This window comes from Pseudomonas sp. FP597, assembly GCF_030687435.1.
GTDB classification, from domain to species: domain Bacteria; phylum Pseudomonadota; class Gammaproteobacteria; order Pseudomonadales; family Pseudomonadaceae; genus Aquipseudomonas; species Aquipseudomonas lactucae.
The window spans coordinates 2,519,160-2,537,685 of sequence record NZ_CP117432.1 but is presented as its reverse complement, the minus strand read 5'-3'; the positions used below and the strand labels follow the sequence as shown (position 1 = coordinate 2,537,685).

Genomic DNA, 18,526 nt, shown 5'->3' with positions numbered 1-18,526 from the left:
TTCCTCAGTAGTGAAAGGCACCGACGTGTAGCGACTGGTTGTTAACCGGCAATCGGCGATGAACCCATAGTAATTAAGCACCCAAGAAGTGATAATCTTCGAAAAACATATATGCTTTATTCATATTTAGAATTAATGGATGTATGTGTTGGTGTCGCGCAGATAGCCTGGAAAATTAAAATGGACCGATTTCGTGAACTGACGGCGTTTGTCACCGTTGCTGAAATGGGCGGCTTTTCTGCTGCTGCCCGTCGACTGGGCGATTCGCAATCCGCCATAAGCAAATCCATCAGTGCCCTGGAGAAACGCCTGGGGGTCATGCTGTTCAATAGGAGCACGCGCAGCGTGGCCCTCACCGATCAAGGCCGCCGATACTATGACCGGACCAAACCGCTCCTTGAGGAAATCGATGAAGCCGACGGTGAGATGGCGAGCAGTGTCGGGGAAGTCAGCGGTTTAGTTCGAATAGCTGCGCCGTCTACGTTCGGCCGGCTTCATGTCGTTGCGCTCATTCCGAAACTGCTGGCGCTTCACCCGCATATCAAACTAGATGTCTGCCTGTCGGACAGCGTCCGAGATCTAGTTGACGATGGTGTCGACCTCGCGATCAGAGTCAGCCCCAAGCATGATCCTGATTCGGTGGTGAGGCGCGTCGCAGTTACAAGGCTGGTCTGTGTCGGTTCCCGCCATTACTTTAATCGCTACGGCACGCCAGCCGTGCCCGAGGATCTGGCGCAACATAATTGCCTGATCTACGGCGACATGACGCAATGGCCATTCCAAGGGCCAAACGGAGTATTCACCGTTCCCGTGCAGGGCAATCTTTCTTCCAACAGTGTGGAAACCATCTTAGCCGCGGTGCTGGCGGGTGTCGGCGTTGGAATGTTCAATAGCGCATCGTTGGTAGGGGATCTGCAGCATCCTGATATCGTGACTGTTCTAGACGAGTTTATGAATTCATCGAGAGATATAAGCCTGATATGGCCCCGGCGTCGGTTTGTTCCCGCAAGAGTCAGAAAAGTTACGGACTTCTTTGCCACACAGCTCGCGTTACGCATATGAGTATGCGATCGCCCACTGGCCAATGCAGACATGTTGCTGTGGGTCAGACAGCGGAGCTCTTTTTAAACAGAACCGGCCGACACAAGCCTGCCAGAATGACACCTGCCACAGGAGGGTCAGCAAGTGACCGAGAAAGGCCGGCTCGGTATTGAGTCGTACCAGTCAACAGCGGGAGATTGCAGCGTGATTAAATCCCTCAGCAAGCCAAATCGGTGCCACTGGACGTGGCGCACATCGGCGTGCTGCTCGGCGACAATGACGGTACAGGTCAGATCCAAGTCATCAGGGCAAACTAGCAGGGGAACCAAGGTCCGCCAGCCCGGCGCCGTAGAATAAATTCGGTCCCATACCAAACAGGTGTCGTCATCGCTGTACAAGCCTGAATGAGCCGCTACGAGGTGTAGCTCAGCTTCTCAGATTTAGGCACCAAACTGGCGGAGCGCTGGTGGGCGGCAGTTCAACCCTCCCCTCAGTTGTAGCCGCCGCCGCTATAGGTGAAAGGCCCACCCGCTTTCACGCAAAAACCGTTCAATCAGCCTGTCGCGCACCCACTCACATATGCAAAGAAATGAAATCCACGAAACAGCGCAGCTTGGGCGTGATAAAGCGGTTCGGCGGCCACAGCACACTGAAATGGATGGTGCGGGTTACCTCTTGGGTCAGGACGGCCTGCAGCTCGCCGGACTCAAGAGCCTCCTTGACGGCAAATTCCGGCAGGCAGGCGATGCCCCGCCCTTGCATGGCGGACCAGGCCAGTGCCGCATTCCAGGCCAGGCGCCTGCACTTGGGTTTCCAGCTGCTCAATCACCTCGACCTGCGGCAGGCCAGCCACAGTTTTCCCGGTGCGTTATTGACGGTCTATGGCGAACAGTCACAGCTGGTGCGTGGCATCAACGTGCATGTCAACGAGCAGGCCCGCCATTACCGGCTACCTATCCCCGATGGCGGCATGCGCCCGTTGCTCGATGCCCCGGCATTGGTGATGCGCAACGTGCGCGGGTATTTGGGCATCACAGGCCTGGGAGGCTCGACAGGAAGGGCTTCCCGTCTCCGGCTCGGTGGTCCTCAATGAAATTGCCGGCGGTATCGATTTCAGGGTGGTACAGCGTTCCCTTTGCCACCACGGGGACAGCGAAGCCCGGCTGATCGTGCACCTTCCCACCGTCACCGGCCGCTCTCACCAGTCCCGCCTCAAGCGCAACAACGGTCATTGGATCTTGGATAAATACCCCATCCGGCCACTGACCGTCAGCCATGAGGGGAAACTGAACGAGCAAACACTGGATGTGCTGCGGATGGCCCGGGACTACCGATCGTCATTTCTACCGGTCATGCCGACGCTCACGAGGTGCGTCTGTTGATAGACGCGGCAGTGCGGCTTGATGTACCCCGATTGATGCTCAACCAGCCAGCCAATCCTTTGACCGGATTGGACGCCAGTGCCCTGCTGGAGTTGGCTCAAGCGCCCATGGTCTACACCGAACAAACTGCCCTGACCTACCTGCTCGGCTACCAGCCGTGGGACGACTTCAGCCAGGTCCTGCGCGACGTGCCCAGGGCGCTCTACAGTTCCGACCTGGGCCAGACCTCTCAGCCCGATATCGAACAATGGCAGGTAGACAGTTTGCTGTGGTTTGAGCGGATGGGATTAGGCAGTGAGCGAGCGCAGCGAGTCAGCCAGGGGAATGCGCGGGAACTTTTGCAACTGGCGCCGTAGTGCGGATGGGCCACAGCTTGTTCCGAGCAGTCTTGCGCAATCAATATTTGTTAGAGCACGCTCGCTGCAAGTGCTGAGCGCGTTCGGCTAAAGGGGCATACTTTTTTTGCGCCCATAAGAACTGGATCTAAGTGCTTTCAGGGCGAGAGCGCGGCAAAAGCCAAAGAAAGACTTTTCTCTGAACGAAAAAAATGGACCTCTTTTCAGAGATCCATTTTTTAATACTTGGAGCGGGAAACGAGACTCGTATCTGGTGTCCGACTCATTGAAATCTAAGGGGTTTCTTTTCTTGCCGAAGCAGGGAAAGACTCAATTCTGGACTTGTTTCTGCGGTGTTTCAAGAGCGAAAAAAGGGGTAACTCTAAGCAAGGCTATTGGATTCTACCCATAGCCAATCGGACGAACGATCATCAAGCCGGCGGTGTCATTTTCATAGGATCAACAGGGTATGAGCCCCCCCGAAAAGACGTCCCAACCTCCCCCGCTCACCAGGCAACTCACAACCGACGAATATCGACCACCGCAGGCAACTCTTCGGGCTGGTAGACCATGAGCAGATGTTCTGGAGCCCTCTCCTGCTCAGGATCAATGGCCGCTCGGAAGGATTGGACTAATACTTGGCGATAGGGGCGCGATTGGCTTGGCATTGACGCTGCTTTTTGAATGGCCGGTATGCCGGAAAGCCATTCATTACGCCGTCGAGGATTTTGAGATCAGTTTCATTGGTAAATAACCCACCGAAATCCAAGGCAATCAGGTATAGGTACTTGCAGGTATTCTTCCGAAAGGAGCACACGCATGGCATTCGTCACGCTGATCCTGGACGCCCCTGGCCCACCGCTGCTGTTTGAGGAAGTCGACCGCTTCCTTGAAGCGGGCATCGCCATCACTCTGAACGTTCACTATTTCATCGATAAGACCCACATCAAACTGCACTATGGCGAGCGCATTCAATATGTCGATATCAACTGCCACGACAAGCCCGCCTTCATCGCTGCAGTGAAGCATGCTGGAGGTTACAGCGTGTTCAAGACTCGCCTGAACATCCCTCTTGATAGCGAAGTGATCAGGTCCGCTGCGTCATCAGACTTGGCAACTCCGTTACAAGCAATCGCTCAGGCAGGCGTAGGAATCAGCCATATCGATAGACAAGAGGCCGAGCGGTCTGGCGTGACGGTGTTGAACACTCCGGGCGCCAACGCTACAGCCGTCGCCGAATATGTGGTGGCTCAGGCCGTTTACTTATCGAGAGACCTGAACCACTACAATACCGAAACACACAGCGGCCATTGGTCCAAGGGAAGTCTGGCACCTGGCCTGGAACTTTCCGAACTCACCCTCGGGCTGGTGGGGACTGGCAACATCGCTCAGGAGGTAGCTCGCAAGGCTCACGCACTCGGCATGAAGGTCATTGCCACCGGTTCGGAACGCTTTACGGATAAGGTCGCAGGGACTCTCGGGCTTGAACGACGACAAACCCTCGCGCAGTTGCTGACCGAAGCCAACGTCGTATCAATTCATACTCCGCTCACAGCATTCACCCGGGGCCTATTCGGTGCCGAAGCGTTCAGTCAAATGCGTCGAGGCTCGATTCTAATCAACACCGCTCGTGGTGGCATTGTCGACGAACAGCAGTTGGCTATCTTCATGAGGCGCTTTCCCGAGCATATCAAGGCGGTCGCCATCGATACTTTTGCTCTGGAAAAGGACCGTTTCAGTTCGCCGTTGACGGGCATAGCCAATGCTCAACTGACGCCGCATATCGCCGGCAATACTACGAAGGCAATCAGGATGGCCTCACGGCAAATCGTAGATAAAATTTCCGCATTCAGACTTGATCGAGAAATTCACGGTTTTGAGCAGTAGCCACCAATCGGCTGTAGCCGTTTAGAAATCACTTTGATGCCCTTCCATCCACGAAGGGCTCATTGCCGTCCAGTCCGGCCGGCGGCTGTAGTCTTGCGAAAGAGAGCAAATCATAACGCAATCAGTTGTACGACATCGCAAGAGACACATGATAGTATTTCTAATGCAGCGGACGTTCGATTCGCTGCACCGGTGGCAAGGACGTCCGCTCGAGAAACGCGCAAACCCTGTGCGCGTTTAAAACTCAAGTTAATCAAGGATCTGATTACTCATGACAAAACCCTCAACTTTCACCGCCTGCAAACTGGCCAGTGCCGTATTCGGCGCCCTGCTGTTTTCCAGCGTTCCCGCACATGCGGCGGATATTTGGCTGGACGTCGCCACGACCGGCTGGGCCACGCAGAATGGCGGGACCAAGGGCGGCTCCCGGGCTGCCGCGAACGACATCTACACCGTTAAAAACGCAGCCGAACTGAAAAAAGCCCTCAGTGCTTCGGCAGGCAGCAACGGTCGCATCATCAAGATCACCGGCATTATCGACGTCAGCGAAGGCAAGGTTTACACCAAAACGGCTGACATGAAAGTTCGCGGCCGCCTGGACATTCCCGGCAAGACCACAATCGTGGGCATCGGCAGCAATGCGGAGATCCGCGAAGGTTTCTTTTACGCGAAAGAAAATGACGTAATCATCCGCAACATCACCGTCGAAAATCCCTGGGACCCCGAGCCAATCTTTGATAAGGACGATGGTGCCGACGGCAACTGGAACTCCGAGTACGACGGCCTGACCGTCGAAGGCGCCAACAACGTGTGGGTCGATCACGTGACCTTCACCGACGGCCGCCGTACCGATGACCAGAACGGCACCGAACACGAGCGTCCCAAGCAACATCACGACGGCGCGCTGGACGTCAAGAACGGCGCCAACTTCGTAACCATCTCTTACTCGGTGTTCAAGTCCCACGAAAAAAACAACCTGATCGGTTCCAGCGACTCGCGCACCACCGACGATGGCAAGCTCAAGGTCACCATCCACAACACCCTGTTCGAGAACATCTCCGCCCGTGCGCCCCGCGTGCGCTACGGCCAAGTGCATCTGTACAACAACTACCACGTGGGCAGCACCAGCCATAAGGTGTACCCGTTCTCATATGCCCATGGCGTGGGCAAGAACTCGAAGATCTTCTCCGAACGTAACGTTTTCGAGATCGCCGGTATCAGCGGTTGCGACAAGATCGCCGGCGATTACGGCGGCAGCGTCTACCGTGACACCGGCTCGACACTCAATGGCAGCGCACTGAGCTGCTCGTGGAGTTCGAGCATCGGCTGGACCCCACCCTACAGCTACACGCCGCTGGCTGCCGACAAGGTCGCTGCGGACGTCAAAGCCAAGGCCGGAGCCGGTAAGCTCTAAGCGATAGTGCAACGTCAGTGATATAAAAAAGCCCTCGGTGACGAGGGCTTTTTCGTGCCTGTGCCTACTGCACCAACTGGTTGATCTCGATGATCGGCAACAGTACTGCCAGCACGATCAGCAGCACCACCGCGCCCATCACCACGATCATCAAGGGCTCAAGCAGTGCCGTCATGCCCATCGCCCGGCGTTCGATATCGCGGGACAGCGTTTGCGCCGCACGATCGAGCATGGGCGGCAACGAGCCAGTCTTTTCACCGCTGGCGATCAGGTGAATCAGCAGCGGCGGGAATACTTTCTCCACCGCCAAGGCCGCGGCCAGGCTGACCCCTTCACGTACCTTCGCAGTGGTGTCACTCACGCTTTGGCTCAAGCAATCGTTGGACAAGGTCTGGCGCGCCGCTTCCAGTGCGCGCAGCAGCGGCACCCCGGCAGCGCCGAGGATCGCCAGGGTCGACGCGAACCGCGCAGTGTTGAGCCCGAGCACAAACCGCCCGATCAGCGGCAAGCGCAACACGCGCCGATGCCAGCTCAAGCGGGCCACAGGGTTGCGCAGGTAAACACGCCAGCCCCAGAAACACGCCACCAGGGCACTCAAACACAGCCACCCCCAACCGCGAATAAAATCACTGGCGTTGAGCATGGCCAGGGTCAGCCCCGGCAAATCCTGGCGTGCCTGGGAAAACGCGCTCACCACTTGCGGCACCACGTAGCTGAGCAAGAAGATCACGATAGCAATCGACACCAGCCCTACGACCCCAGGATAAATAAACGCGGTGAGGATTTTGCTGCGCAGGTTATTGCGTTCTTCGATGTAATCGGCGAGCCGCTCCATCACCTGGGCCAGATCGCCGGACTCCTCTCCTGCCGCAATCAGTGCACGGTAAATCTGCGGAAAGTCCCGTGGTCGCGCGGCCAGAGCGTCCGCCAGGCGCATGCCACTGCGCACATCGGCACGCACCGCACTGAGAGCCTGGACGATGTGTTTGCGCTCGGCCTGCTCCACCGTGGCGCTCAACGCCGCCTCCAGCGGCAGGCTCGCGCTGAGCAGGCTGGCCAGTTGTCGCGTAGTCCAGGCCAGGTCGTTGTCTGACAGTTTTGCGGCGAAGATCCCTGCGCTCGCGGCCCCCGTACCGCGCTCAAGTTGTACCGACAATGCGGTCAAGCCGCGCCGGTGCAAGAGGCTGTAGGCTTCACGCTGGCTGTCAGCATCCAGATGCCCGGTCTCGATCTTGCCCGTGACGTTGGCGGCTTCAAAACGATAGCGATTCATCAGGCGTCCCGTGTCACGCGAAGCACTTCTTCGGGCGCGGTCACGCCACTGTTAACCCAGCGTTCGCCGTCCTCACGCATGCTGAACATACCCGCACGGCGTGCTGCGGCTTTGAGCGCCTGTTCACCGGCCCCCTGATGGATCAGCGTGCGAATGTCATCGTCAATGCAGAACAGCTCATGAATGCCGGTGCGGCCGCTGTAGCCCGTGTGGTTGCATGCCGGGCATCCAGGCGCACGCCAAGTCCCCGGACTGGCCTGATCTTCTTCCTTGCAGTGCAGGCAAAGCCGGCGTACCAGGCGCTGAGCCAGAACGCCGAGCATCGACGACGCCAGCAAGAACGGCTCGACCCCCATGTCCAGCAAGCGGTTGACGGCTGAAACTGCGTCGTTGGTGTGCAACGTCGCCAACACCAAGTGCCCGGTGAGTGAGGCCTGCACCGCAATCTGCGCGGTCTCCAGGTCGCGGATTTCACCGATCATGATGACATCCGGGTCCTGACGCAGAATCGCGCGCAGGGCCAGTGCGAAGGTCATGTCGATCTTGGCGTTGACCTGGATCTGGCTGATACCCGGCAGGTCATATTCCACCGGGTCTTCTACGGTGAGAATATTGCTGGTGCTTGCATCCAGCCGTGCGAGGGCGGCGTACAAACTGGTGGTCTTACCACTGCCGGTGGGCCCGGTGACCAGCACAATGCCGTGGGGCTGGCGAATCAGGCTGTCGAGCCTGGTCAGCACCGAGGGCGCCATGCCGAGGGTTTCCAGTTGCAGGCGACCCGCTTGCTTGTCCAACAGACGCATCACCACCCGCTCGCCATGCCCGGTAGGCACCGTCGACACCCGGATATCAATAGGCCGCCCGGCCACACGCAACGTGATGCGACCGTCCTGGGGCAAGCGTTTTTCAGCGATATCCAATTGCGCCATGATCTTGATCCGCGAGATCAGTGCACCGTGCAAGGCCTTGCGTGGCGACACCACATCGCGCAGCGTGCCGTCGACCCGATAACGCACCACCGAATGACTTTCGTAGGGCTCGATGTGGATGTCGCTCGCCTCGTCCCGCGCCGCCTGGGTGAGTAAGGCGTTGATCATGCGGATCACCGGTGCGCCGTCCTGGGTGTCGAGCAGGTCGGTGATCTCGGGGATGTCCTGCATCAGTCGATCCAGGTCTACTTCATTTTCCGCGGCGCCGACCACGGCGGCGGCACTGCCTGTGTCGGCATAAGCGCGGGCAAGCAGGCCGTCGATCTCGGCATCACCTACCCGCTCCAGGCGCAGGGGGCCGAACTGACGGCGGGCTTCAGCGATCGCCCAGCTCGCGGTGGACGGGCACACCGTCAGCATCGCGCCCTCCTCGCTCTCACGCAGCAGAATACGGTGTGCCTTGGCCCAGGCGTAAGGCAGCGCACTCATACTCAATACACCTCTCGCCCCGCTGGCGCGGCAGCCTGCGGCACCGCACGGTGCGTCGTGCGTGGTTGGGCCGCCCCTATCGGCACGGCCTGGGCCGCCTCGGGTAATTGAGGCGCCTGCATGTCGGGTAATGCCCAGTTATGTTCCGGCTGCGAACGCCCCTGAGCGCGGCGCATGTAGTCGTACCGGTTCAGGGTGATTGCGCGCCCGGCGCCACTGTCGCGGATGATATACGGGCGCAAAAACACCATCAGGTTGGTCTTGGCGATGGCCCGCCGCTCGTTGCGAAACAGCGCCCCCAGTCCCGGAATGCTCGACAGCCACGGTACGGCTTCATTGCTCTGGCTATAGCCATCCTGGAGCAGGCCGCCCAGGACCATGATCTGTCCGTCATCGAGCAAAATACTGGTGTCGATCGCGCGCTTGTTGGTGACGATGCCGGCCGACGTCGCGCTGCTGGAGGCGCGCTCGTCGATGCTGCTGACCTCCTGGTAGATATCGAGCTTGACCGTGCCACCTTCGGAGATCTGCGGGCGCACATTCAGTTTCAAGCCGACCTCTTCGCGGGTGACGGTCTGGAACGGGTTGTTGCTGGTACCGCCGCCGCCCGTGACGTAACTGCCGCTGACAAACGGAATGGTCTGCCCCACGAAAATGCTCGCGGCTTCGTTATCCAGGGTCAGCAGGTTCGGCGTCGACAGGACGTTGCTGCCGCCTTTGCTTTTCAGTGCGCGGGCCAACACTTTGAGGTCCATGACCTTGCCAATGCCGGGCACATCCACGGTGCCGTTGATAAAGCCCAGGCTGAGGCCGCCGGGCAGCACGTCAACGCTGGTCTTGCCATTGAGGTTAAAGCCCGTACCGCCCAGGTTGGCTCCGCCGATCACGCCTTTACCGGCCAGGTTGCCGCTTTGCCACTGCACACCGAACTCGTTGGCATCGTCCTCGTTGACTTCAACGATCAAGCTTTCAATGACGACCTGGGCGCGGCGTTGGTCAAGCATGTCGATGACTTCCCGCAGGTTGCGGTACAGCGGTTCAGGGGCGGAAATCAGTAAGGTGTTGGTGGTCGAGTCCGCTTGAAGGGTCACCCCGCCGGCACTGAAGGCAACGTTCTGCTCGCTCTGCTGCTCGCCGGGTTGGCCGGTCGAGCTGCTTGCCATCAATGCCGACTCATCATTGCCGTTGTTGACAGTGCCTTGGGCACTGCTCTGCCCGGCCAGGCTGCCCGTGGTAGTGGCGCCCATCGTACTGAGCACCGAGCGCGCATTGTCGCCCCCTCCCTTGTCGCTTTCACCCGTGAGCAAACCACGCAGCGACTGTGCCAGTTTCGTCGCCTGGGCATTGCGCAGGTACACCACGTGCAAGTTACTAGGGTTGGCTTGGGCGTTATCGAGCTTGTAAATCAAATTACGCGCCAATTCGGTTCGCTCCGGGCTGCCGGCACGAATCACGATGGCATTGGAGCGTGGATCGCCCACCACGGTGATTTTCTGCGTCACATCACTGCCCGGCTGTTCCAGCAGTTGCGCAACCATCTCGGCGATATCCACGGCGATACCGTTCTGAACCTGCACCACGTCGGTGTCAATGGCGCTAGGGGTATCGATGCCTGCAATCAACTGCGCCACCCGTGTGAGGTTCTCGGCGTAGTCGGTGACAACAATGGTGTTGTTGCCCGGATAGGCGTTGATCGGGTTGTTGGGCGAAACGATCGGGCGCAATACCGGGATAAGGTTCACTGCGTTTTCGTATTGCAGGCGAAACGTACGGGTGAGCATGCCGTTACTGCCGACGCTGTCTGCACTGTCGACCGGCCCGCCCAGCAGCTTGGCATCAGCCTCGGGCACCACCTGTGCGATGCCGCCCACATCCACGACGCTGAACCCTTGCATACGTAACGTCGCCAGCAGCATGTCATAGGCCTGATGCGCCGGCACCTGCCCTTCGGAGACCAGAGTGAGCGTGCCCTTGACGCGGGGGTCGACCAAAAATTGCTGACCGGTGGCGCGGGATAACGCTCGCACTACCGCTTGAATATCGGCCTCGACGAAATTCAACGTAATGGGTTGATCACCCAGAGGCTTTCTCGGTGCTGTTTGCGTCCGACCGACAGAGCCGTTGCGCCCGCTGCTGGTGACTTTGTGCAACGGCCGCGGCGGTCGTTCGATCTGCACTTGCGCGCGCTGCCTGTCGACCAACGCATCGCCGCTGCGCTGGGTGGTGGCCAGGGGCAGTCCGAGCTCACTGTCCGGCGGCGACTGCGCTGAAGGGAGTGAGCTGCATGCGCCCAGCGCCAGCAACAGAAACGGCGCGGCCGTGCGTACATAATTGGAACCTGACCACTTCATGATGCTTCCTTAGCGCCTTGCATCTGATCCATACGGACGGTTCCTGAGAGAGTGCCAGCCGTGTTATCGGCCGTGACTTCACCCGCACGTCGCAGGCGAGCCTCGACCACTTCCAGTGAAAATTGATTGGGGTAATTCAATAGCCAGGCGATCACCACATCGGCGGGCGCCTGTGCGAATGTCAGTTGCCAGGATGCGTCCCTGGCCTGCAATCGGTAGCGTCCGGCCAACCCAGCAGTGTCCAGTGATTGCTGCAATGATTGTTCAATGCTCGGCCCAGCGAGTGTCGTGACCTCGCCAAGCAATAGCTCCAGCGCCTGGTTCTGGGCGCGCAATTTCGGGGTTTCGGTTTGCCAATACTCGATGTCCTTGAGCGGCGGCCGGATCAGTAACGACCACACCAACAAGCTCGCGAGGAACACCGCCACGCCAATCAGCATGCGCTGTTCGCGCGGGGCCAACGCCTTCCAACGTCCTCGAAACATGACCCGCATCTGATTATTCATCGTCGCTTTCCAAGGAGGCATCACGTTCACGCGACACGGTTTCCTCCAGCCTCTTCAACGTCCAGGTGCGCTCATCGCGGTTGGCGGAGAGCCCGGCCTGGTGCAATGTCAGTTGCGCAGCCGCGTCGGCAACGGGAGGCGCCTCGTCCGTCATCCGCACTTGCAACTGACGCTGGCCGAATGTCATTTGCTCGACGCTGCCCGCCATGAACGGCAGCGCAAGCGCGGCTTGCCGCACCAGAAACGCAAAATCATGATTAGCCTGCATTGCCCCGCCCCCTTGCCGAATCGCCAGTTGCTGACGGGCCTGTTGCAAGGGATTGAGAATCACCGGCAGCTCCGGAAATGCTTGCTTTACGCGTTGACTCATTCGTTGTTTGAGCTGCTGCCCTTGCGCCACTTCGCGGGCTGCGTAAAGGTTCAGCCCGATCACCCAAATGCCAACAGCCAGTGCGCAACAGCCCAATGCCCGCCCCCAGCCAGCAGCTTGGGCGATGCGCTTACCTACCCCGCCGTGCAGCCCCCAGCCAGGGGCTGCGCCGCTCCAGCGCTGGTGATCGACTGACCACAACAGCGTTTCGCCAGTGGCTGCAAGCGCCTGCAGAGTGTCCTCAACCAACGGTTCCACCGTCCCATGCTCAAGGGCGAAACGCAGCAACAACTGGCCGTCCACCACACACGCATTGATCTGCCCCGCCGGTGGTACGGCTAAGCGGTAAGGTGCCGGGTAAAGGCCGCGCAGCTTGAGTCGATGCCGGTCCAACAGTTGACCAAGACGATCCAGGCCAAACGTTGGCAGCCAGCTCAAATGCACCTGCCCGTCCGCGTGCCGGGCACTGTGCGCTATATGCATCTGTTCGCTGCGCCCCAGGATCAGCGCCTGCGCGGCGCAGGTGACAGCCGCACCGATACGGGCCGATGATAGAGGCGGCAGCGCTATGCGTGTGAGTACCGTATCCAACGGGTGAAGGAAACACTCTACGGCCTGAAACTTGTCGGGTCGGCCCAGCTTCTCAAGGGTGCTGATGCCGGCCTGGCTGACCTGCCCCTTGCGGTCCAGTTGTGCGAACTCAAGCTCGGTCTGCGCCGTCAAGGTATCCAGCGCAGGCAGGGCAATGCGCAGGCCGGTCATACGCCCATCCTCGACCAGATGACCTTCGGCATTGCATCTTCGGGGCGATGCAACAGCGCATCCATGTGTACACGGCGTTGATTGCGATGGGCCTGGCCATGAAGCATGAACCACTCACTGGTAACCCCCACGCGCAGTTCATCCACGCTCAGGTTGGGCAATTGCACGCGATTGACGAAGTCACCTCGATTGACAAACCACTGGCCGCGGTCACGTTCAGCGACCAACGCGCCGGCTTGCGACAGTGACAAGCCGGGCACTACCGCCGCCAGGACCTCGGCGCTGGCGGTGTTGCTGTTGACCCATGTGTTGACCGGAATAATGCTCACGTAACGCGCCAACCGTGCCAACAGTCGCTCACTGAGACCATCGATACCGCGTAGTTGGTCAAGTGTGCGCAGCATCGGCTGGGTGGCGGGTAACAGCGGCCCAGGCTGTCCCGAGGCTGATGCAACCGGCATGCGCGGGTAAGCCGCAATGACCCGCTGGCTGATGCGCTGTGCCAGGTGGGCCTCGATACCAATCATGTCGCACAGCCGTTCAAAGCTGCGCACCTGGCCAAGATCAACGTGCTCGCGGGCGACTAAATTACGGAGATTGAACTTGCCTTGCTGATCTTCAAGATGACCTTCAAATTGGCCGCCCTGCGCCGTACTGATCGGCCGCGCCCAAGGCTGGTCGAGCCGGGTCAGCGCATCATGCTCGCGGACGTCCCTGAGCAATTGCCTGCTGACTTCCAACCCGCCCAGCAACAATGCGCTGCCCTGCACACGCGCCTGCTCAGCCTCAAGTGAACGGGTAAAAATGCTTTGGCGAGTGAGCATGCCGGCGGCGATCACTGCGACCACCGTGACGATCAGCAAGGCGCTGATAATCGCCGTACCGCGCTGTTTCGCCACTGTCGGCGACTGCGATTTCATGACGGCGCTTAAAGCTGCCAGGATCCGATATCGGCATTCACGCCGTCACCATCCGGCTGGCCGTCGGCACCGAGAGAGAAGATGTCGACCTCGCCGTTCGCGCCGGGATTCAGGTAATGGTAAGGACGGCCCCAGGGGTCGTTGGGCAGGCGTTCCAGATAAGAACGCCACTGGGTATTTTTTGCATCCGCCGGGCGCTCGACCAACACCTTGAGGCCCTGGTTCATGCTGGGGTAGGTGCCGTGGTCGAGGCGATAAAGCTTGAGCGCCTGCATCAGGCCGGCGACGTCTTGCTTCGCCGCAATCGCCCTGGCCTGATCCGGGCGATCAAGCACTTTGGGTACGACAATCGCGGCCAGGATGCCAAGGATGACCACCACCACCATGATCTCGATCAGGGTGAAACCGTGCTGAGCGTGACGGCCGCCAGGCCCATATTTGATGCGCGCGAAATCCATATCCACCATCCTTGGTTTGATCCTAATTCGGCGCGCAGTGTAACAAAACTAACTAGCCGGATAGCAAAATTAATTGGCCGCTGCCTGCGGCTCTGCGAGTGCTATCCTGCGACGTGTTTTTTACACCAAGAGTGGCCCATGGAGCTGTCGCGCAAGGAGCAAGGTTTTACGCTGATCGAGGTGCTCGTGGCCTTGGCGATCATTGCCGTCGCGATGTCGGCCGCCGTCCGCGTTGCAGGCCTGATGACCCAGAGCAACGGCTTACTGCGCGATCGCTCAATTGCGTTGCTGTCGGCTCAAAGCCGGCTCGCCGAACTGCGCCTGGACGGGCGGCTACCGCCGGGGCACAAAGGGTTTGATTGTGATCAGGGGCAATTACAGTTGCGCTGCGAACAAACCATTGCACCCGCTGCCGATGGACGTTTATTGCGTGTCACGGTTGAGGTGTCGGAGCGCAAGCGCGAGGCGCCGCCCTTGGCGCGGCTGGAAACCCTGCTGAATCCGCCAACGGAAACGCGCCAATGAGCGTACTCAGGGCTGGGTCAATCGGGGCAGCACCACGGCGTCCGGCAGCGTGCTGACGGTGATGCGGGTGTTCTGCGAACCGCGCTCAATGACCACGCCATCCGCCTCGATCGCCGCCAGGCGAACGCCCTGGGCCAACGATTCGCCCACCAGAAAGCTGCGCGGCGGGCCCTCGTTCAAGCTCAGGATCGCCACCGCTCCCCGCGCACCGGCCATCACGCCAGAGACCTTGATATCCACCGCGGCCGGCTGGTTGGAAAACCACTGCAGCGCCGTTGTATCGGGGCGAGCGGCCAAAACGCGGGGCTCAACCTGCGGCGCCTGGGACTCGGCCGACGTCAGCAGGACAGAAGACCAGACCAGCACACCCACGAGCGCCGTGGCCAACGCGACGGTCTGCAACAGCCGCGGTACCGTTAAACGAAAATTAGAGACCAAGACAAAACCTCCCTGTTGTCCTGCCGGGCAGTCTACAGGAGAGATCCACGACGAAGGAGCGTTGTGTCATGAACAAAGACAACCAGCGGGGCTTCACCCTGATCGAGTTGATGGTGGTGTTGGTGATCATCGGTATCGCCAGTGCAGCCATCAGCCTGAGTATCAAACCCGACCCGTTGCAGTTACTGCGCAAGGACGCCAACCAAGTGGCCCAGAGGCTGCAAGTCGCCCAGGCCGAAGCCCGTGCCGACGGCCGCCCAATCACCTGGCAGGCAGACAATAAAGGGTTCCGCTTCAGTCGTCGCAACGAATCAGGCCACGGCTGGGATCACTTTGTGAACGACCCGCAACTGCGTCCTCGGGCCTGGGAAACTCCGTCAATGAGCGTGCGCGTAACCCCCAGGCAACGAGTGGTAGTGAATGCCGAATGGTTCGCCTCCCCTCTCCAGTTGCGGCTCTCGGATGGCCAGCACCACCTCACAGTTCAACTCACCGCGACCGGGCAAGTTCGCGTGGCGAACGAACCATGAAAACAGACCAGCACGGTTTTACGCTTATAGAGGTCATGGTGGCGATCATGCTGATGGCCATTGTCAGCCTTATCGCCTGGCGCGGCCTCGACAGCGTGAGCCGGGCCGACAGCCATCTGCAGAGCAGCACGGAACAGACCCAGGCGTTATTGCGCACATTGAACCAGTTGGAACGCGACCTGGCCCTGCGCGCCAGTATCGAACTGCGCACCCCAGGCCTGACCGAGGATGAGCAGCCCGACGACCTCCCGGCAGTCAGCGTTCGCAGCTCCGACAATCATGATTTTCAACTGGACATCATCCGTAGCGCAGCACCTCCAGAGATCGGTTTGCAACGCGTGCGCTGGTGGCTGGACGGTGACACCTTGTATCGCGCCACATCAGCGGCCAGTGACCGATACCCCTTACCTGCTCCCAAAAAAACAGTGGCGGTATTGTCCAGCGTCAGTGATCTGCAGGTACGCTTCTGGGAGGCCGGCAAAGGCTGGCGTCAGCTCGCCGGCAACCGCAAGAACGACCCTCTCGGCCTGGAGATCAAGCTGACCCGCCAGACGCCGCAAGGGGAAGAGCGTTATCGGCAAGTGGTGGGGCCCCTTCAATAAATCGAAGTGATCGCAGAGATACGCTTAATCAATGCCAGCATAGGAAACAGTGGACGATTTCAGAATAAGTTCGAACCCCGATTGATCAACGACAGTCTCTTTGAGCGCCCATGCGATGTAGCAACTACCTTCAAGTACACTCAAAATGGCTCTGGCGATTTCTTTAGGGTTGATTTCCGCTTTGACAGTATTGACCCGCTGGCCAGTCGACAGGTTGTCTTCCAACCAGGCGAGATGAATCTCAAAAAACGTTTTGGTCAACGCCTTAAGGCGATCTGGCAGCACCGCTAATTCAGCAGCCAACGCACCACAAAGAGGCAGCATTCCCGTTTTTGCACTCTCGGCAAAAAAGGCCGAAAAAGCCTTTAAGCGTGCAGTGACATCAGCATGATCCTCGTTGATCTGCGCCAAGCTTTTATCGAATCTGAATAGGTAACTTTCGACCAGTGCAACACTCAATCCTTCCTTGGTAGGAAAGTGATGATGAATGCTGGCCTTTTTTACACCCACTTCGTGTGCTAGGTCCGCATAACTGAATGCGGCGTAACCTTTGGTACGTAGCAATAACTCGGCAGTAACTAAAAGTTTGGATCGCGTACTCATGAAGCGTACCTGTTTCTTAAAGCTATCGTTAAGCAAGTCGCCTATTTCCAATAAAGAGAGGACGAGGTAATCGACCTCTCTTGGTCACCGCACTAAACGCCTATACGACTCGCAAGAGGCTCAAGTTTGCCTGCATCTTGCGTTTTTGAACGAACGGCCTTCCACCACCCCATGGCCAACGCAGCCGCCACCAGTGGAATTGAAAGCACCGTGTAAGTGCCGTTTGGATAGTCTAACCCGACTAATACCAATACCACGGCAAGAAATAAGAGGGTGAGCCACGCGGTAATGGGAGCACCTGGCATCTTAAATGAAACCATTACCGCCTCACCCCGTTTCACCGCACGCCGATAACTGATCTGGGACAAGACGATAAAAGCCCATGTCGAAAGAATCCCAAGGGTAACCAGATTCAGCAACAACTCGAAGAGTTGAGCCGGAATCAGAAAATTCAACACAACCCCAATGATATTAATGCCCATGGTCACCAATATTCCCATATAGGGAACGCCCTGCTTACTCATTCGTTTAAATAAAGCTGGCGCAGAGCCACCCATGGCAAGCGACCGCAGAACGCGCCCCGTGGCGTACAAACCGGAATTAAGACTTGAGAGCGCGGCGGTCATGACGACAATGTTCATCACCGAACCAATTCCTGGAATCCCGAGCGCCTCGAAAAAAGTTACGAATGGGCTGACATTCGCGCTATAGGCCGTCCAAGGTAAAACCGTCACCAGCAAAAACACGGAGCCCACGTAAAATAGCCCTATCCTCCAGATCACGCCATTGATGGCCTTGGGAATCACGCTTTTGGCATCGGCCGTCTCACCAGCGGCCGTGCCCACCAACTCTATGCTTGCGTAAGCAAAGATCACTCCCTGCACGATGATAATGGCCGGCAGCAGCCCGTGTGGGAATAGCCCGCCGTTATCTGAAATCAGATGCAGACCCGGAACACTGCCGGCCACCGCATGCCCGGTAGCGAAAAAGAACGATCCGACCACTAAAAACACAGTGATGGCGCACACTTTTATGACCGCGAACCAGAACTCCATTTCGCCGAACCATTTAACGCTGACCATGTTCATCACGGTGACTACACCCAGCGCACTCAGGGCAAATACCCACTGCGGGATATCCGAGAAGACGCTCCAGTACTTCATGTAGATCGCGATCGCTGTTATGTCCACGACGCCGGTTAACGCCCACACCAAAAAATACATCCAACCGGCAACAAATGAAGCTCCCTCCCCCATAAACTCCCGGGTGTAAGACACAAAACTGCCGCTGCTCGGACGGTGCATCACCAGCTCACCCAACGCCCGCAAGATAAAGAAAGCAAACACCCCACAGACCAAATACACAATGGCCAATGACGGCCCCGCAATTTGCAACCTCGCGCCGGCCCCTAGAAACAATCCCGTTCCTATTGCTCCGCCCAATGCCATCATCTGCACGTGGCGTTTTTTTAGATGCTTCGCATAGCCGGTCTCATGGGAATCGAGCCAGTTCGATCGCGTTACTGATTCGTCATGTCCTGCCAGGGCATTATTCTTTTTCATATTCCACCCACGCTATTGATGTGCAGTTTGTGTTTTTTTCGTGTTATCTAAGATGCCCGTCCACTTCTAGTGCGCAATCCCACACAGTGCTTTATAACTTATCGCTGATACGTCGCGATGCACCTTTTTGAAGCGCCTCCGGCGCATTG

At 58.4% G+C, this 18,526-nt stretch carries 18 protein-coding genes and 1 pseudogene; 8 read left to right on the top strand and 11 right to left on the bottom strand.

Annotation, left to right across the window (positions count from 1 at the left end; translation table 11 throughout):
• Window positions 1-180 precede the first annotated feature (180 nt).
• On the top strand, window positions 181-1,062 hold the full coding sequence (locus PSH66_RS11875; RefSeq protein ID WP_141064114.1) for a LysR family transcriptional regulator: 882 nt from the start codon (window positions 181-183) through the stop codon (window positions 1,060-1,062).
• Between the two features lie 552 nt (window positions 1,063-1,614).
• Here the strand turns inward: PSH66_RS11875 and PSH66_RS11870 are convergent.
• Window positions 1,615-1,803 (bottom strand): LysR substrate-binding domain-containing protein, encoded by a 189-nt coding sequence (locus PSH66_RS11870; RefSeq protein WP_305429139.1) that lies wholly within the window; start codon window positions 1,801-1,803, stop codon window positions 1,615-1,617.
• On the opposite strand from PSH66_RS11870, the gene PSH66_RS11865 reads away from it, so the two are divergent.
• The 4 genes and pseudogenes from PSH66_RS11865 (at window position 1,787) to PSH66_RS11850 (ending at window position 6,059) form a co-directional block, all read left to right on the top strand.
• Window positions 1,787-2,134, top strand: coding sequence for a hypothetical protein (locus PSH66_RS11865; protein ID WP_305429138.1), 348 nt, complete (start codon window positions 1,787-1,789; stop codon window positions 2,132-2,134). The two genes, PSH66_RS11870 and PSH66_RS11865, sit on opposite strands and share 17 nt — an antisense overlap.
• Window positions 2,061-2,779, top strand: a pseudogene (locus tag PSH66_RS11860) (DUF6282 family protein); the annotation flags it as partial. The gene PSH66_RS11865 and the pseudogene PSH66_RS11860, both read left to right, overlap by 74 nt.
• 798 nt (window positions 2,780-3,577) lie before the next feature.
• Window positions 3,578-4,645, top strand: a complete 1,068-nt coding sequence (locus PSH66_RS11855) for a D-isomer specific 2-hydroxyacid dehydrogenase family protein (RefSeq protein WP_205489321.1) — start codon at window positions 3,578-3,580, stop codon at window positions 4,643-4,645.
• A 271-nt stretch (window positions 4,646-4,916) separates the two neighbouring features.
• Window positions 4,917-6,059 (top strand): polysaccharide lyase family 1 protein, encoded by a 1,143-nt coding sequence (locus PSH66_RS11850; protein ID WP_205489322.1) that lies wholly within the window; start codon window positions 4,917-4,919, stop codon window positions 6,057-6,059.
• A 64-nt stretch (window positions 6,060-6,123) separates the two neighbouring features.
• Here the strand turns inward: PSH66_RS11850 and gspF are convergent, their stop codons facing one another.
• The 7 genes from gspF to gspG are packed head-to-tail and all read right to left on the bottom strand — an operon-like array spanning window position 6,124 to window position 14,117.
• A complete protein-coding gene (gene gspF / locus PSH66_RS11845) occupies window positions 6,124-7,332 on the bottom strand; it encodes a type II secretion system inner membrane protein GspF (protein ID WP_205489323.1) in 1,209 nt (402 codons plus the stop codon).
• Window positions 7,332-8,750, bottom strand: coding sequence for a type II secretion system ATPase GspE (gene gspE / locus PSH66_RS11840; protein WP_205489324.1), 1,419 nt, complete (start codon window positions 8,748-8,750; stop codon window positions 7,332-7,334). Before gspE ends, gspF begins: the two co-directional genes overlap by 1 nt.
• Window positions 8,751-8,752: 2 nt before the next feature.
• Window positions 8,753-11,101: a type II secretion system secretin GspD gene (gene gspD, locus PSH66_RS11835; protein WP_205489325.1), complete on the bottom strand. Its 2,349-nt coding sequence runs from the start codon at window positions 11,099-11,101 to the stop codon at window positions 8,753-8,755.
• Window positions 11,098-11,607, bottom strand: a complete 510-nt coding sequence (gene gspM / locus PSH66_RS11830) for a type II secretion system protein GspM (protein ID WP_205489326.1) — start codon at window positions 11,605-11,607, stop codon at window positions 11,098-11,100. Before gspM ends, gspD begins: the two co-directional genes overlap by 4 nt.
• Window positions 11,600-12,739, bottom strand: coding sequence for a type II secretion system protein GspL (gene gspL, locus PSH66_RS11825; protein WP_205489327.1), 1,140 nt, complete (start codon window positions 12,737-12,739; stop codon window positions 11,600-11,602). The genes gspM and gspL overlap by 8 nt, the downstream gene beginning before the upstream one ends.
• The gene (gene gspK / locus PSH66_RS11820; protein WP_205489328.1) at window positions 12,736-13,659 is read right to left on the bottom strand and encodes a type II secretion system minor pseudopilin GspK; all 924 of its coding nucleotides are present in this window, start codon (window positions 13,657-13,659) and stop codon (window positions 12,736-12,738) included. Before gspK ends, gspL begins: the two co-directional genes overlap by 4 nt.
• Before the next feature lie 8 nt (window positions 13,660-13,667).
• A complete protein-coding gene (gspG, locus tag PSH66_RS11815) occupies window positions 13,668-14,117 on the bottom strand; it encodes a type II secretion system major pseudopilin GspG (RefSeq protein WP_205489329.1) in 450 nt (149 codons plus the stop codon).
• Between the two features lie 138 nt (window positions 14,118-14,255).
• Between gspG and gspI the strand changes: the two genes are divergently transcribed.
• A complete protein-coding gene (gene gspI, locus PSH66_RS11810; RefSeq protein WP_205489330.1) occupies window positions 14,256-14,642 on the top strand; it encodes a type II secretion system minor pseudopilin GspI in 387 nt (128 codons plus the stop codon).
• Between the two features lie 6 nt (window positions 14,643-14,648).
• On the opposite strand, the gene PSH66_RS11805 is transcribed toward gspI, so the two are convergent.
• Window positions 14,649-15,080: a type II secretion system protein N gene (locus PSH66_RS11805; RefSeq protein ID WP_124423160.1), complete on the bottom strand. Its 432-nt coding sequence runs from the start codon at window positions 15,078-15,080 to the stop codon at window positions 14,649-14,651.
• Between the two features lie 68 nt (window positions 15,081-15,148).
• On the opposite strand from PSH66_RS11805, the gene gspH reads away from it, so the two are divergent.
• Window positions 15,149-15,610, top strand: a complete 462-nt coding sequence (gene gspH, locus PSH66_RS11800) for a type II secretion system minor pseudopilin GspH (RefSeq protein ID WP_205489331.1) — start codon at window positions 15,149-15,151, stop codon at window positions 15,608-15,610.
• Window positions 15,607-16,212 carry a type II secretion system minor pseudopilin GspJ gene (gspJ, locus tag PSH66_RS11795; protein WP_205489332.1) on the top strand — a complete coding sequence of 202 codons (606 nt, stop codon included), beginning with the start codon at window positions 15,607-15,609 and terminating at the stop codon, window positions 16,210-16,212. Before gspH ends, gspJ begins: the two co-directional genes overlap by 4 nt.
• A gap of 24 nt (window positions 16,213-16,236) precedes the next feature.
• On the opposite strand, the gene PSH66_RS11790 is transcribed toward gspJ, so the two are convergent.
• Together PSH66_RS11790 and PSH66_RS11785 are read right to left on the bottom strand one after the other, a co-directional pair.
• The gene (locus PSH66_RS11790) at window positions 16,237-16,815 is read right to left on the bottom strand and encodes a TetR/AcrR family transcriptional regulator (protein ID WP_205489333.1); all 579 of its coding nucleotides are present in this window, start codon (window positions 16,813-16,815) and stop codon (window positions 16,237-16,239) included.
• Between the two features lie 92 nt (window positions 16,816-16,907).
• Window positions 16,908-18,377 carry an amino acid permease gene (locus PSH66_RS11785; RefSeq protein ID WP_205489334.1) on the bottom strand — a complete coding sequence of 490 codons (1,470 nt, stop codon included), beginning with the start codon at window positions 18,375-18,377 and terminating at the stop codon, window positions 16,908-16,910.
• Window positions 18,378-18,526: the final 149 nt, after the last annotated feature.